Genomic DNA, 14,880 nt, shown 5'->3' with positions numbered 1-14,880 from the left:
GGCAAATATGGCAGAAGAAACCACATCCACATCGGTTTACCGGAACGGCCACGAAATCGAATGCTGGCTCACGGACATGGACGGCGTACTGGTTCACGAAAACCAGGCGATCCCCGGTGCGGCTGAGCTGATCCAGCGCTGGGTGGACACGTCCAAGCGCTTCCTGGTCCTGACCAATAACTCCATCTTCACTCCCCGCGACCTCGCTGCCCGCCTGCGCGCATCCGGCCTGGAAGTCCCCGAAGAGAACATCTGGACGTCCGCGTTGGCCACCGCCCAGTTCCTCAAGGACCAGGTCCAGTCCTCTGATTCGGGCAACCGTGCCTACACGATCGGCGAAGCCGGACTCACAACTGCGCTGCACGAGGCCGGGTTCATCCTCACGGACACCGACCCCGACTTCGTGGTGCTCGGCGAGACGCGTACTTATTCTTTCGAGGCGATCACCATGGCCGTCCGCCACATCCTGGCGGGCGCCCGCTTCATCGCCACCAACCCGGACGCCACCGGTCCCTCCAAGGACGGCCCCATGCCCGCGACCGGTGCCATCGCGGCCATGATCACCAAAGCCACGGGCCGCGAGCCGTACATTGTGGGCAAGCCAAACCCCATGATGTTCCGCTCCGCCATGAACCAGATCGACGCCCACTCCGAGACCACGGCAATGATCGGCGACCGCATGGACACGGACATCGTGGCCGGCATGGAAGCGGGCCTGCACACGGTCCTGGTACTCAGCGGCATCACGCAGCGCGAAGAAATCGTGTCCTTCCCGTTCCGGCCCAACCAGATCCTGAACTCGGTGGCCGACCTCAAGAGCCAGATCTAAGGGAAAACCATGGCTGTGCTTAATCTGCGTCCCTTGCCCGGCGGCCGGATACTCAGAGGAAGCCAGCCCTTCGGTTTGGATGCCGCTGCAACGTCGGGTTTCCTGGCGGAGCACGGCATCCAGGCAATTGTGGACCTGCGGAGCGAGCTTGAGCGTTCGTTGGTTCCGTGGCTGGTTCAGGACGACAACGACGGCGGTGGCGGGCCTGCCGCCGTCGTCCCGCCCGCCGTCGAACTCATCCATAACCCGTTGGACCCGAACGCCATCGCAGGGTCGCTCCAGGCCGTGGAAACGGCCGAAGACCTCGGGGATCTGTATCTGGGCTGGATCCGGCTGCGGCCCGAATGGGTGGGTGACGCCCTGCGACCGGTCGCCCGCGGCAAGCGCACGCTTGTTCACTGTTCGCTGGGCAAGGACCGAACAGGTGTGGTGTCGGCGATCGGACTCCTGGCAGCAGGAGGGACCGAGGACCAGGTGGTGGCGGATTATGCGGCCACCACAGCCAACCTGCCGGACGTCCTGGAAGTCATGGCAGAAACCTGGCGCCTGAGCGTCCCCTCAACACCGGCGGAGTATTTCAGCCCCGACCTCATGATCCTGCAGAGCCCCGAAGCTGCGATGCGGCATTTCCTGGCCGGGTTCGCGCAGGAGTTCGGCGACGTGCGGAGCTTTCTGCGCGAGGCGGGCCTCACCGCCGTCGAGGTTGAATCGCTGGCTCTGTAATACTTGGGTGAATGAGTAGGACGAACTGGCTCGCGGACGTCAAACCCCTGCCCGGAGGGTGGGTTCTTCGCTCGGCCATCGTTCTGGCAACCTTGCTTTTCTTGGCGTTGGGGATTCGCTGGCAACAACACGATCTTTCGTCGTTTCAGGGATGGCTGGAGCTGGTAGTCCCGTACCTGCCGCTTCTCGCGCTACTGCTCGGTGCCATGCAAGCGGCTGTTGCCTGGTGCCTCTCCCTGGCGGTCATCACGATCCTGGGCGGAGACGCTTCCCTCCTGGTGGCGATGATCTTCCCCACCATGGTGGTGGTGGCTTTCTGTTCCTTCCTTCTTCCGTGGAAGCTGGCCATCAATTTTTCGTTGTTCGTGCCCAGCGTCTTGCTGGGACTGTACATATCAACGCCTGAGATGGCCGACCAACCGGCAGTTCTGCTGGCCCTGGTGGTCTTCCTTGCGGCCGCAGCATGGCGCAGCGTCAACGTCTACCGGCATCGCTACGAACAAAGCACACACCACATCCGTGATTTGCAGGAGCAACAGGCGCAAGTCCGCAGTGAGGAAAGGACCCGTCTGGCCCATGAGCTTCACGACATCGTTGCCCACGACGTGACCATCATTGCCATGCAAGCGCGACGCGCTGAGTTCGTGAACGACCAGGCAAAGACATCCCAAATCCTGGAGGGCATTGGAAATGCAGCGCAGCAGACCCTGCAGGATCTGCGCAGTCTTGTGACCCTTCTCAAGGAAGAGGAAAGGGACGAGCCGGGAAGCGGTTCGCAGACACCGGACCGCGAAGGGCAGGACACTGATTTCCTGGATGCTCCAGCGATGTCCGGTGAAACCACCACCGCCGTGGGCTTGGTCCATGACCTCGACGGAGTGGTCGAAGCATTGGATCGGGCAGGCTTCCAGGTCAGCCTCGTCGTCGAGGGCGAAGTAGCCCGGATTCCGGCCAGCCTGCGCCAGGCGCTTCGCCGGACGGTACGGGAAATGGGGACGAACGTGCTCAAACACGCCGACCCGTCCGGGATAGTGGATCTGCGCTTGTCTGTAGGGGCCGATCGCGTGCAACTGGCATCGGAGAACACGGTCTCCACCGCGGAGCCGATCATGTCTTCCCGGACCGGGCTTGAGGCAATGAGTGCCCGCTGTGAAGTGTTCGGAGGATTCATGGACGTCGGCCTCAGGGACGGGCGCTGGACCACCGCGGTGTCCATCCCGCTGGAAGGCTTGGCGTCCGCCAATTCGTGATCGTATTTATGGGAGGATTGGCTCCGTGACTGACATTGGGGGATCAGTATGACGCGAGTGTTGTTGGTGGATGATGAGCTGTTGGCGCGGGAGATCCTGCGTGATTACCTCTCGTCGGACCCGTCCATCGAGGTCGTAGGTGAGGCGTCGGATGGGCGCGTGGCGGTGGTCCAGGCAGCTTCGCTCCGCCCGGATGTGATCCTGATGGATATGCAGATGCCGGTGATGGACGGTGTGGCTGCAACGGCCCAAATCCATGCAGACTTCCCGGAAATCGCCATCCTGGGGTTGAGCACCTTCTCGACGGATCGCTACGTGGTAGACCTATTGCGTGCTGGAGCGTCAGGTTACCTGGTCAAGGACACGCTGCCCAAGGAGATCACTGCCGCCATCCACACTGTGATGGCCGGTGAGTCCGTACTATCCTCCAAAGTGACACGGCATGTTGTGACAGGGCTGGCGGAGTCCGTCCCGGCCCAAGTCGTTCCGGACCCGAAGCTCGTGGGCGCGTTGACCAAGAAGGAGCTGGAGGTGATCCAGTTGCTGGGACGTGGAATGAGCAACCGGGAGATGGCTGCAGAGCTCTTCGTGACAGAGTCCACCATCAAGGCGCGGTTCGTGAACGTCATGGAGAAACTCGGTGTGAGGGATCGGGTGCAGATCCTTGTGGCCGCCGTCGAAGGAGGGCTCGTGGACCTTAGCCCCGGTTCGCGGACAGGGCTGGGTTCGTGAGGACCCGGACAAGCTAGCTGCGGCCCAGGATCTCCTTAATGGGCCGAACCAAGCCTTCGACGGCTTGCTCAATGGCAGCTGGGGCCACATGGTCGACGGCGGTATCCGGATTGCGGACGAGCTCGCCACCCCATCCCATCACCTCGTAATGGGCAAGGGAACGGGCCAATTCAAGCGGGGACTGCCACGCGCGATTTAGATTTGTGCGGGCAAATTCCCTGGCCTGCTCCACAGCTTCCAAGTGCTCCGCAACACTGAATCCAGCCACTGTTGATAGCGCCGTTTCCAGAACGGCCGACCCGTTGGGCCGGGACGCGATGACTTGCCACGTCACCGTTGCCGTAGCGCCCTGCAGCCCCCGGCCGGCTTGAAGGATTGCTTGGTACCCGGACTTTTGAATGGCGTCGGGCAGCAGGGTTCCCGGTCCTCCGGCGATCAGGCAAATGGCCAGGAAAGTTGCGGCGAACCCGACGTTCGCGGCCGGGTCCTGACCGATGATGAATGTCTGCTCGAATCCTTGTGCCGTGGTCTGCTTCATGGTGCTCCGGAACGCTTGCTGAGGAGGGGGAGACACTGCTCCCTTGCGTTCCGACAGGCGGCCTTCAAGATCTTCCAGGACGCTGGCAGTACCCACAACAGCGAGCACGGGGTCGCCAAATATTCCCAACTGCTCGGTGTTCATGACATCTTCAATCCAGCTCCGTGCAGCAACCTCCGGCAGTGTCGCCGTCATCACCACGGCGCCGTCACCGGGCGTCCATGTCACGGAAACCGGCTGCTTGGCTGGCCCGCTCTGTTCCCCGGCCCGGGTAACGGCATCACGCAGGCGCGGGACGCCGTCGGAAGCAGTCCGCCAGCCCATCGACACGGTGGTGAAGCGGGAACGCCGGTCAACCTGGCCAAAGTACCGGCGGGTGGTGATCATTGGAGAATCTCCTCGGAGGGCTGGACGGTCAGTGTCACGGAGTCCTGATCGGCGAGACGCCGTGCCGCGACGGTGACTATGGGCCTTAGCCGCGCGGCGTCGTCGGATATTTCGGCGAGGGACTCCGCCAGTTCAGCGGCGAACGTCGGGGTCCCCCTCAGGAGCACGTCACGTGTGACGGTCCGCGCGAGCCGTTGGTCATCGTGGGTGAACCTTTCCATCCGGAGTACTGCGCGACGGGCCGCAAGCATGATGGCTGCATCATCAGCAATAGCCAACGCCCGGAATCTTTCGGGAGGATCAATGGCCTGTCCGGTGTCATCGACCAAGACAAACAGGTCGTCCCGGGTCAGGTCCCCTGGCCCGAACAAGCCAACGCTGGCGTCAAGACCATCCTGTTGGGAGAGCAGCTCAGCTGCCACAAGGTCGCCGAGGAGCTCCGGACCTGCCGAATCCCCAATCGCTGTCGCTGTAGCGGAGAGTACGCGTGTGGATTCGATCTCGATGGAGTAGATCGTGGACGTCGACCCACCCCTGCGGACGGAGTTTTGGAGCACGGGAACCAAGGGCGCCTCGTCTGAAATTCCGGAGAACGGCGCGGCCAGCAACCGGAGCGCTTCCAAGGGATCCTCCGATGTCACCGCCGTCAAAACCGCTTCCGAGGGACGGTAAAGGCGGCGATGAAGAGCTCGTAGCTTTTCACGGGTAACCCGGGCTGCGAGGTCACTATCGCCAGTGCCGTCGTGACCGTTGGGGTGGTCCGCCCAATAGCGTGCAGTCAGGTGCGGCCAAGGCAAGACTCCCCCCGGAGCTTGAGCCAGACGTTGAGCCCGTTCTGTCGTAACGGCACCTATCTGTTCAGTTATCTGGTGTTGAGTCAGCGCGGGACGGAACACCTGCTCAACCAGGCGATTGGAGATCTGTTCGAGGTGTCCACTGGGACCGGTTTCGTAAAACTCGGAATAGTCCATGTGCGTGTTACCGCCGAGGACTCCCCCGGCCTTGTGAACGGAAACCTGCCGTTCGGATGCCGTGACGTTTTCGCTGTCCTGGTAGACCATGTGTTCGAGGAGGTGCAGCATGCCTTCCTCTCCCGGCATTTCATGGCGCATTCCTGCCGGCACCCCGAGGCTCATGGAAATGATGCGGGCGGAAGGATCGTGGATGGCGATCAGCCTTGTCCCGGTGTCCGATCGCATGCCGTACACAGCTCGGCCGTCCAGTGTGCCGAGAACGGAAGGGGTAGTCATCGCACCTCCATGGTGGTGTCCAAGTACGAGCCAGCGAGGCGCAGCAGTGCCTTCGCTTGGGCTTCGCCTGCGCCGGCGTAGTGGTGCCAGTCGTAGGCATGCTGGGCGATCCTGAAGGCCAGTGCCGGGCCAATCCCGGACTGTCCGGGAGCTGCCCCGCATGTTTCCAGGAAGCCGTTGCGCATTTCGTCGAGGGCTGGCCGGAGCGCAGGGTGGAAGGCGTGCAGTTCCGCCATCTCTCCGAGCACCCAGGCGATGTCATAGCCGGGGTGGGCAAGCCCGAGGTCCTCACCGGTGAGAAGCGAGCCGGCGGCGCCATCGGGGGTCACCACCCAGTGGGCCATCCCGGGATATCCGTGAACCACCACTTGGTCAGGGCTGGAAAGCATGGACTTGATCCAACGACGGATCTCCAACAGGCCGATTTCGCCCAGGACTTCGCGCGCCGGCGCCCATGTCCCTCCCAGCCAGGGCTCCGCGCGCTGGACGGTTCGTGGCGTGCTTTCAGGAAAGTCGCCGATGAGGGACGCATTTTCATGGAGACAGCTCAAAGCAGTTCCCCATAGCCGCCCTGCTGCCTTGAGATTTGCGGGCTCTCCTGCCGTGATGAGGTCGAAGACCGTGGACCCGGCCGGCGTCGAGTAAGAACGGTGGCGATCACCCCCGACACCTACTACCAGGAGGTCAGTACCGGGGACAGAATCGATGCTGACCGGCAGGGAAGAAAAGGGAATCGGCGCTCCGACTCCGAGGCTATGCACCCATTCATAGGCCCCTCCGACCTCGTAGACACCCGTGGACAGCAGATCCGTCCGGGTCGAGCGGATGACGGCCTTCTGCCGGGAATCCATCGCGGCGCTCATACCGTAGCCGCGTCTTTGGTCATCCCCGCACGCAGGAGCCGTTCTTCTTCCAGCCGGCGCATCACGGCAGGGAACGACGGCGGCACCCAGGCCAAGGCGACGTCGCTGGACTCGCTGGGGCCAGGGACGGGGTCAATAACCAGGAAGTTCTCCGGCATACGCAGTTTCCTGAGGGTCTCGGCAACAATCGGGTTCGCCAAGGCTCGCGGCGGCAAGGCCGGAGCGATGCAGACCTGGGCCTCCGTAGTCATTGCTGCCAGCAACGAGGGCGAATCAGCGATGCCATGAGCCAAGCGCGATGAATAGTCCAGGGTTGCCGGATAGACCAGGATGAGGTCCGCCCACTCTGCCAAATCGATGTGCGCAGCAATGAGCTCTTCCCCCCAGCTATCGGCCTGTACACGGGATTTCAGCCGGGACTCAATGCTGTGACGGGTGATAAAACGCTGCGCGGAGTCCCGCATGATCACCTTGAACTCTGTTTCCGGTGCTGCGGAAACAGCCCATTCAATCCAGAAGGGCATTACTTGGGTGACTGCCGAGCCTGTGAGAATCAGGGCAACCTTGGAGTATCCGAAGGCTTCGAGGGTGAGGTCCGCCCATATCGGACGGGGACTGCTGTCAGTGGAGGTCATGGCAGGTCTCAGCATTCAGGAGGGTGGGTCGGACAGAAAAGGGTCAGGAGGCGCCAGCGTGATGATGTTTCCACCACCTCGCTGGCGCCTTCCCCGTGTTCAGGCCTGCCTAGCAGCCCATGGTCAGGGTTGCGCCGATGATCACCCCTGCACAGAACGGCGAGGTGGCCGGCGCGTCGGTGGCTGCGTCGCCGCCGAGCTCGTCAGCAGCCGTAAAGGTGCTGTGCGCCCGGGCCAAGTCGGTGAGGTCGGCCTGCGGGATGTCAGTGATGGTGTTCGTCATGATGGTGTCTCCTTTTGATGGCACCACGTGGTGGGTGCGTCCGGGGTGCTAATGAATGTTGCTTGTGGTTGTAATGCCGTTTGGTTGGGATGCCGCCCTGGGCGGGTTAGCAGCCGGCACCGAGTGTGGCGCCAACGATGATGCCGATGCACAGCGGCGAGGTTGCGGGAGCCTCGGTGGCAGCGTCGCCGCCGAGCTCGTCAGCAGCCGCGAAGGTGCTGTGGGCGCGTGCAAGATCGGTCAGGTCGGCCTGGTGGAAGTTAACGATTGCGTTGGACATGGTGTCTCCTGTTTGGTTTGCTTCCCATCTGAGTGGGAAGGGTTTTCTTTTCTGGGTTCCTCATGGGAGGTCTTTGGGTGCCCGGGCGGCGGTAGTCCACTGCCCGGAGTCGTCACTGGCCCGTGTTGTATCCAGGCCGGTGAGGGTTGATGCAGGCCGTTTGCGCTTCTTCAAACCAAGCGGGTTCGAGGTCGGTTTTTTCCACGGATGCACGGAGGAGTGCGTCCGCCAGTACCCTTGAGCGGTGCTGTCCGAAGCTGAGTCCCCGGTACGCCGGACGAGGATCCCTTGGTTCCATGGCAAGTGCCAGGCGGTCTCCCACGTGATGGGTGAAAACCGAGACAGGCGTGTCGTGCGCGGACAAGGATGAAAAGGCAGTGCGAACAAGGGAAGCCGCGGCGTCTGAATCGATGGCTGACACGTAAATGACCATTGCGTCACTGCGTGGGAAAGCGAGGGATGACGAAAGGGTCTTTACCTGGTGGCTAAGCCCGCTGGCGGCAAGGGCTCCAAGAACTTTCGGCCACACTTCAAGCGCCTCAGATGCCGTCACGCAGGATATGTACAGCCTTGATGCGTCCGCATGGTTCACCGCACCGTGGGCCCCGAGCGCAAGAAGGAATCCGGGGGTGGCGCGGCTTCGCCAACTGGGAACACGTACCCCGACGATTTCGTCCAGAGGGTTGCGTACCAGGGCCTCTTCGGGAAAGAGGACCTTCACTCCGGAGAGCTCCACCGCCTGGTGCGGAATGCCTTGGACGGACGTCCCTGCCTGCGTCCTCGCCGACGCCGACTGGATAACGGTGCGGTGCGGAATGGCATCAATAAGTGCCGCAGCAAGGTCCTGGTGGCCGGTGCCTGGCACGGTCCCGATGCCCGGGTGCCCGATATGGAGGTGCGTGTAGATCGCCCCGGCCACCTGCGAGCGCAGCTCGGTGTGGCTGGTGGCACGAAGTGTGGTGGAGCCTATTCCGGCGGTGAGCCGATGGGCGTCAACGGAAACCCTGTCTTCCAGGGACGCCAACACCTGTCCGAATGAAGTCGGTGTTGGAGCGTTGAGTGTGACGGTCATCGAGGTGTCCTTTCGAAACCGAGGGCGCTGACGTAGTGGCCGGGCGAAAGCAGTGCCTCCCGCCCAACGCCCGCGGCTGCCCGTTCGATGCCGGGGAGCCGGGACACCATGGGAGCCCTGGTGATGGTTCTGTCCACGAGATGCCATCCCAAGTGGGCAGTAGCGCGAACCGGCAGATCCGGATCTTCGTAATTGGCATGATCGGCATAGGAGGTCCACATCCGGCGGATTGACGGAACAATGGCAGCCATCCGTTCGGCGATGCGTGCCGACGCGCTTTCGTCGTCGAACCTGGCTGGGGGTGCGGAGGCCCCTCCGCGGGTAGTCACAGTGTCCAGGACCGCCCTGTAGATCCACTCACCTGCAAGCATTCCAAGGTCCCGGGCAGGATCGCCGAGTCCAAACTCCTCCCAGTCAAGGACACACAGGCTCCCGTTGTGGAGATGGAACTGATCAAGGCGCAAGTCGCCGTGGATGGGGCGTTCTTGGTGCTTCCGCTCCGATGCCCTCAGCCGGCCCGCAGCGGCAACCAGCTCCCGGTCATTCTGCAGTTCTGCCCAGAGGGCCATCTCCGCCACTGTGAACTCAAGGTAGCGGGTGTGCGGAATGCCAACCGCGAGCATTTCCACGGGTGGGCTTGGAGGTGCCGAGCGCTCCAACCCAAAGGTAGGGCCGGCGTGGAGCCGGGCGAGCAATGCGCCCGCTTCCTCCGGAAAGGTGTCCGGCATGGACTCCTCCACCAGCAACTGCGCCAGGCTGGTTCCGGGGCAGTGTTCAAAAACCAGGAGGCCATTCTTGGCGTCGCTGCCGATGAGCTGAGGCGTTGCCGGCGCACATTCCGGGGACTGCTCGGCAAATGCGGCGAAGGCAACCGACCGGCCGAAAGACATCGGGCCGGAAGCCTGCGCTGAGATGTGCTTGACGAAGACCTTTTCCCCGCTCCGCAGCCTCATGTTCCACGTGCCGTTGCGTCCGGCGAAAGCGGCCGGTGCGATGTCTGCCACTGCTTCTCGGCCGTGGCCTGCAAGGACAGTGGTCGCCAGACCGGCTGCGTGGCGTGCGGCTGGAGTGGTGGACTGCGGGTGCGGAGCTGTGGCGGTCATCATGAGGGTCTCCATCAGAGCAGCAGGGTGGTTACCGCATAGGCGGCCAGGATGCCGACCAGCAGAAGGGCGATGTTGCGGATGAGCTTCTTGGTGGCCAGTGACTGGTTGCGCTTGTTGTCAGACATGGTTTTTCCTATCTGGAGCCCGATGAGCCGGGCCCGTGGACTAAGTGTCGAGTTGGGGCTAGGCCATCTCGTCGGAGGTGAGGGACTGTTGCAGGGAAACCCGTGAGCCGGTGCGCAGTGCGTTGTTCCGGTAAATTACGGTGGCCAACCAGAACAGCGCGGGAATCGCCGCCACCGATATGCCGGCGGCCAGCACCATCTCCCACGTGGATACGTCTTCCAGTGCGAAGCGCATCGGCATGAGGTAGGAGGAGAACAGCGGCACGAAGGATAGTCCTTCCAGCCACGGGTTCCCCATGTTCATGGGCAGGACGTAGAGGGAGACCACCAAGAGCACCATTTGCAGGACGGACAGCGGCATGACCGCTGTGCCCAGATCCTCTTGCCGGGAGACCGTCGAAGCGAGAGTTGTGTTCAAAGCTGCGAATATCACGTAGCCCAAGAGGAACCAGAGGATGAACCACAGCAGGCTGGGTCCCACGGCGACGTTGATGAGGGACCAGCCCCCCACAACGCTGAACCCCACCACGGCGGCGCCACCGATCGCCAGCAGTTGGACAAGGGTGACCAGCCCAATGCCGATCATCTTTCCAGCCAGTAGCGGGACGATGCCGATCTTGGTCAGCAGGATCTCCACGATCCTTGACGACTTCTCCTCCACCACCCCGGAGGTCAAGCTCGATGCCGAGTAGACCAGGGATGCCAGCAATGCGCTGATCATGGCGGTGGCGAAGATGGCGCGGGGGTCAAAGCTCATTGCCCCGGTCCCGCCAAATGAGTCCACAAGGAACCATCCGCCGATCCCGGCAACAGCGCCGGCGAAAAGGGCCAGAAGTCCTGTTGCAGTGAGTATGGTCCGGTTCCCCAGCCGGGTAAGGATCTCGCGCCGTATGATCAGGCGCGTCTCACGTAGTCCACTCCCGGAAGAAGGAGCGGCGCTTCGGGTTGTGCGATCAAATGTTGTTGCGCTCATTGCGATACTCCAACTTTGTCGAGGGAGCGCTCCGCCCCCGGGGTGATACCTGGACCGGACGAAATGAACTTGCCGGCAAGCAGGTCAGCCAATGACCTCTGTGCGGACACAATGCTCTTCAGCCCGCCGTGCCGTTGCGCTGCTGCAAGGATTTCGCCGGGCACGTCCCGTCCTGAGCCGTCCACCGAGACGAGGACCGTGGTGCGGTCGGCGGCGGAAAACTCCACGTTGACGCCCCGGGCCATCGAGACTTCAGCGGCGAACGAATCTGCCGTGCGGGAGAAGCCGAGCCGCCAGCGGCTTTTACCGTCGTCCTGCAGCTCCACGACACTGCCGCTCGCCGTCACACGACCGCGATCGAGAATGCAGACCTTGTCGCACAGGCGCTCTACGAGCTCAAGTTGGTGTGAGGAAAAGAGAACCCCGACGCCCCGGTCCGCCTGCTCCCGGATGAGTCGGGACATGGTTTCGACGGCGATGGGATCCAACCCCGAGAATGGCTCGTCCAGCACCAACAGTGCCGGGTCCCCCACTAAGGCGACGGCCAGCTGGACGCGCTGCTGGTTTCCCAAGGAGAGGTCCTGGACCAAAGCCTGCTCACGGCCTTGTAAGCCGAGGGAGACGATGAGTTCGTCTGCAACCTCACGTGCGGCGCCGGCTTGGTGCCCTTCCAGCAGGGCGAAGTGAATGATCTGGTCCCTCACCGGCATCTGGGGGTAGAGGCCTCGTTCCTCGGGCATGTACCCGATGCGCCTCCGGTCCTTGGCTGTGATGGGCAAGGCTTCCCAGGTGACTTCGCCGTGGTCCGGGGTCAGCAGACCAAGGATCACGCGCATGGTGGTGGTCTTACCTGCACCGTTGCCGCCGATGAATCCCACGATCTCCCCGCGATGGACCGTGAGGTCCACATCGTGGAGGACCCTGCGGTCTCCGAAGCTGCGGCTGATGCCCGTGAGCTGTAGGCCGTTCATACTTCGCTCCTCGAAATTCGTTCTTGTTTCCTGTCAAGAACGACGCTACGGAGGATCGGGGATATCCACCCTGTACTCGAGTACAGAGCTCACTTGTACAAAAGTTCACCTAGGCCGGGCGGATGACCTTACCGTTGGGCTCTTGGTATGACGGCTCCTGGGGCTCGGGTGGGAGCGGCTGGAGCTCATCCTGGACACGTTCAAGCAGCGGCCGGTAGATGCTGCCGTTCCACTGCGGGCTGGCATGGGCGGGGCGGGCGCCTTCCGTGCTAAGCGTGGGCATCGCCATGTTGGCTCCGAAGACTTTGCTCCACCCCGCACGCGCAGACTCATAATCCACGGTGGCGTCCCTGGCGTTGCCTATGAAGGCCATCTTGGAGCCCCCGATTTTTCCCGCCAGCCGGAGGCCGTCAAAGTGGTAGATGTACGCCGACTCCGTCTGTATCAGGACGCTGGACGGGGCGATCGGCGATAGTTGCTCCAGGCTTTGGTCCAGAATCTGGCGCCAGGTGCGCTCATCCTTATGCGCCACCCGCTCCCCCAGTTCGTAGCCGCCGCGCAGGACCGAAGGGATTCGGAAGCCATTCTCGTAAAGGAACACCACGCCGTCGAACCAGCTCTGGTCCAGGACGTCGGCACGGCTGAACGGACTCGAATCCAAGACGATCAATTGCGTCTCGACGCCGTGCAACTCCAGCAGGCGGGCGGCGACCTGGGTGGCGAGCATTCCGCCGAAGCTGTGGCCGTAAAAGTACAGCTTCTCCAGTTCCAGTTCACGGACGTGCAGGATGATTTCGCGGACTATTTCGTCCACGTCCAGGCCCAGGTTTGAATATCCGACGGCGGCAAGGCGGCCCCGCTGGTGAAGGGCAGGACGCAGTGAGTTGAGTATCCACTGGGCCTCTTCCCAGCTGGTTTTATAGCCCGGAAAGAGGATCCAGCTGGCGTTGGGGAAGTACAGGTCCGAGTACGGATCCGGAACGCGGAGGATCTTGGTGGCCCGCCGCTCGGCCTGTACGCGCCGGGTGAAAAGCATGTCCGCGGCGAGCGCTCCCGAGGCTCCGGCGGTGATGAGGAAATTGCGGCGGGACGTTTTCTTCAGCCGGGCAGCGTAGGGCAGGATCCGGGCCCATGAGCCCGGATCCTCGGCCTGTTCCGGTTCCGGAGTCGCCGGCGTGGGGAGGTTTTCGTTCACCTCCGGCGGCGCCGTGAGCTTCCCTACTTGAACGTCCACGCAGCAAGCATAGGCTTCGTGGGCACTGCCTTACAGCCCCGCAGTTCCTAGTTGAGGCCCAGTTCATCCTTGCCGAAGGCGAAGAGGTACGGCACGCCGGTTTCGGCTTCGATCTTCTCTTTGGCGCCGGTGTTGCGGTCCACGATCACGGCCACTGCCACAACGTTGCCACCCGCTTTACGGACACCTTCGACGGCGGTCAGTGCGGACCCGCCGGTGGTGGACGTATCCTCGAGCACCACTACGTTGCGGCCTTCAACCGAGGGGCCTTCCACCTGGCGGCCCATGCCGTAGGACTTCTGGGCCTTGCGGACAACGAAGGCGTCCACGGCACGGCCGGCGTCGGCAGCGGCGTGCATCACAGCGGTACCTACAGGGTCGGCACCCATGGTGAGCCCGCCGGCGCACTCAACTGACACGCCGGCGTCGTCGATCATTGCCAACATGACCTGACCCACCAGCTTGGAGGCCTCGTGGTGCAAGGTGACGCGGCGGAGGTCGATGTAGTAGTCCGCTTCCTTACCGCTGGAGAGGATTACCTTGCCGCGGACCACCGCGAGTTCTTTGATGAGTTCAAGGAGGCGGGCGCGGGCAGCAGCAGTATCAGGCGTGGAAGTCATGGCTCCTAGTTTAGTGGGGCCGCCGTGGTGGCGCGGATCACCAGGCGGGGATTGACGATCTGATCGCCGATTCCGCCGTCGCCATCCAGTTGCTGCAGCACCGCTTCCATGCAACGGCGGCCGAGTTCCTCGAAGTCCTGCTTGATGGTGGTCAGGGGTGGCATGAAGAATTCGGCTTCGGGTTGGTCGTCATAGCCCACCACGCTGATGTCGCCCGGCACGTGCAGGCCGGCTTCCTGGACGGCCCGGAGTACACCCACTGCCATTTGGTCGTTCGCGACGAACACGGCCGTAACGGTGTGTTGTTTGATGAGGTCCAGCCCTGCGCGGTATCCCGATGCCGCGTCCCAGCCGCCTTGGAGCAGGATGTCCGCGCCCAAACCAGCATGTGCCAGCGATTCCTGCCATCCCTTGATGCGCTCGGCGGCGTCGATCCAGTGCGGCGGGCCGGAGATGTGGGCGATACGCCGATGCCCCAAACCGATCAGGTGGTCAACAGCAAGGCGCGCTCCGAGCCGCTGGTTCAGTGATGCGCCCGTCAACTGGTTGCCCGTGCCCGCCCCGACAGCCACGATCGGCACGGGAAAGGAAACATCGCGCAGGACCGCGAGGACATCGGGGTGCGGAACCAGGATGACGATCCCGTCCACGGACTGGTTCCGGAAGTGCGCGATCGCATCGTTGACGCTGCCGTCGGTCACTTCCCGGAGATTCGCGATGCTAACGAAGTAGCCTGCTTCACGCCCCGCTTGTTCTACTCCCAGGAGGGTGTTCGCGGGTCCGAACTGACCTGTCTCACAGGCAAGCACGCCGATGGTCCGGGACCGCCGGGTGACCAGGCTGCGGGCGGCGGTGTTGCGGCGGTACCCAAGCTGCGCAATGGCTGATTCCACGCGTTCCTTGGTCTGGCCGCTGACGTTCGGATGATTGTTCAGTACGCGGGAAACGGTTTGGTGCGAGACTCCTGCCATTTTTGCCACGTCACCCATGACGGGAGGCCTCGCCTTTT

At 62.8% G+C, this 14,880-nt stretch carries 17 protein-coding genes; 4 read left to right on the top strand and 13 right to left on the bottom strand.

The window, feature by feature from the left end; genetic code table 11:
• Nucleotides 1-7: 7 nt before the first annotated feature.
• Genes KCX59_RS02915 through KCX59_RS02900 form a run of 4 tightly spaced genes read left to right on the top strand, consistent with a single transcriptional unit; the run spans nt 8 to nt 3,534 of the window.
• Nucleotides 8-829: an HAD-IIA family hydrolase gene (locus tag KCX59_RS02915; RefSeq protein ID WP_035761154.1), complete on the top strand. Its 822-nt coding sequence runs from the start codon at nt 8-10 to the stop codon at nt 827-829.
• Nucleotides 830-838: 9 nt separating this feature from the next.
• On the top strand, nt 839-1,552 hold the full coding sequence (locus KCX59_RS02910) for a tyrosine-protein phosphatase (RefSeq protein WP_179017903.1): 714 nt from the start codon (nt 839-841) through the stop codon (nt 1,550-1,552).
• A gap of 11 nt (nt 1,553-1,563) precedes the next feature.
• Entirely contained in the window at nt 1,564-2,802 is a 1,239-nt protein-coding gene (locus KCX59_RS02905) for a sensor histidine kinase (protein WP_178996669.1), read from the top strand.
• A 48-nt stretch (nt 2,803-2,850) separates the two neighbouring features.
• Nucleotides 2,851-3,534 carry a response regulator gene (locus KCX59_RS02900; RefSeq protein ID WP_179017904.1) on the top strand — a complete coding sequence of 228 codons (684 nt, stop codon included), beginning with the start codon at nt 2,851-2,853 and terminating at the stop codon, nt 3,532-3,534.
• 13 nt (nt 3,535-3,547) lie between these two features.
• Here KCX59_RS02900 and KCX59_RS02895 read toward each other — a convergent pair whose 3' ends face one another.
• The 13 genes from KCX59_RS02895 to KCX59_RS02835 all read right to left on the bottom strand — a co-directional run bounded on the left by KCX59_RS02895 (nt 3,548) and on the right by KCX59_RS02835 (nt 14,860).
• Complete coding sequence (locus tag KCX59_RS02895; protein WP_179017905.1) at nt 3,548-4,459, bottom strand: hypothetical protein; 912 nt, start codon at nt 4,457-4,459, stop codon at nt 3,548-3,550.
• Entirely contained in the window at nt 4,456-5,709 is a 1,254-nt protein-coding gene (locus tag KCX59_RS02890) for a M16 family metallopeptidase (RefSeq protein ID WP_179017906.1), read from the bottom strand. The genes KCX59_RS02895 and KCX59_RS02890 overlap by 4 nt, the downstream gene beginning before the upstream one ends.
• Nucleotides 5,706-6,572, bottom strand: coding sequence for a hypothetical protein (locus tag KCX59_RS02885; RefSeq protein ID WP_179017907.1), 867 nt, complete (start codon nt 6,570-6,572; stop codon nt 5,706-5,708). Before KCX59_RS02885 ends, KCX59_RS02890 begins: the two co-directional genes overlap by 4 nt.
• A complete protein-coding gene (locus KCX59_RS02880; RefSeq protein ID WP_256870797.1) occupies nt 6,569-7,207 on the bottom strand; it encodes a flavoprotein in 639 nt (212 codons plus the stop codon). Before KCX59_RS02880 ends, KCX59_RS02885 begins: the two co-directional genes overlap by 4 nt.
• Nucleotides 7,208-7,316: 109 nt before the next feature.
• Nucleotides 7,317-7,490, bottom strand: coding sequence for a hypothetical protein (locus KCX59_RS02875; RefSeq protein WP_166660212.1), 174 nt, complete (start codon nt 7,488-7,490; stop codon nt 7,317-7,319).
• A 106-nt stretch (nt 7,491-7,596) separates the two neighbouring features.
• A complete protein-coding gene (locus KCX59_RS02870) occupies nt 7,597-7,770 on the bottom strand; it encodes a hypothetical protein (protein WP_166660211.1) in 174 nt (57 codons plus the stop codon).
• A 112-nt stretch (nt 7,771-7,882) separates the two neighbouring features.
• On the bottom strand, nt 7,883-8,842 hold the full coding sequence (locus KCX59_RS02865) for a T3SS effector HopA1 family protein (RefSeq protein WP_179017908.1): 960 nt from the start codon (nt 8,840-8,842) through the stop codon (nt 7,883-7,885).
• The gene (gene lxmK / locus KCX59_RS02860; RefSeq protein ID WP_256871486.1) at nt 8,839-9,948 is read right to left on the bottom strand and encodes a class V lanthionine synthetase subunit LxmK; all 1,110 of its coding nucleotides are present in this window, start codon (nt 9,946-9,948) and stop codon (nt 8,839-8,841) included. The genes KCX59_RS02865 and lxmK overlap by 4 nt, the downstream gene beginning before the upstream one ends.
• 183 nt (nt 9,949-10,131) lie before the next feature.
• Nucleotides 10,132-11,046: an ABC transporter permease gene (locus KCX59_RS02855; protein ID WP_091465035.1), complete on the bottom strand. Its 915-nt coding sequence runs from the start codon at nt 11,044-11,046 to the stop codon at nt 10,132-10,134.
• Nucleotides 11,043-12,017: an ABC transporter ATP-binding protein gene (locus KCX59_RS02850; protein ID WP_179017910.1), complete on the bottom strand. Its 975-nt coding sequence runs from the start codon at nt 12,015-12,017 to the stop codon at nt 11,043-11,045. Before KCX59_RS02850 ends, KCX59_RS02855 begins: the two co-directional genes overlap by 4 nt.
• 109 nt (nt 12,018-12,126) lie before the next feature.
• Nucleotides 12,127-13,251 carry a thioesterase domain-containing protein gene (locus KCX59_RS02845; RefSeq protein WP_178996686.1) on the bottom strand — a complete coding sequence of 375 codons (1,125 nt, stop codon included), beginning with the start codon at nt 13,249-13,251 and terminating at the stop codon, nt 12,127-12,129.
• Between the two features lie 47 nt (nt 13,252-13,298).
• On the bottom strand, nt 13,299-13,871 hold the full coding sequence (pyrE, locus tag KCX59_RS02840; RefSeq protein ID WP_179017911.1) for an orotate phosphoribosyltransferase: 573 nt from the start codon (nt 13,869-13,871) through the stop codon (nt 13,299-13,301).
• Between the two features lie 5 nt (nt 13,872-13,876).
• On the bottom strand, nt 13,877-14,860 hold the full coding sequence (locus KCX59_RS02835; protein WP_179017912.1) for a LacI family DNA-binding transcriptional regulator: 984 nt from the start codon (nt 14,858-14,860) through the stop codon (nt 13,877-13,879).
• Between the last annotated feature and the right edge of the window lie 20 nt (nt 14,861-14,880).

The sequence above is a fragment of the Paenarthrobacter nitroguajacolicus genome (assembly GCF_051027655.1).
Classification (GTDB): Bacteria; Actinomycetota; Actinomycetes; order Actinomycetales; family Micrococcaceae; genus Arthrobacter; species Arthrobacter nitroguajacolicus.
This window is presented reverse-complemented; position numbering and strand designations above follow the sequence as displayed.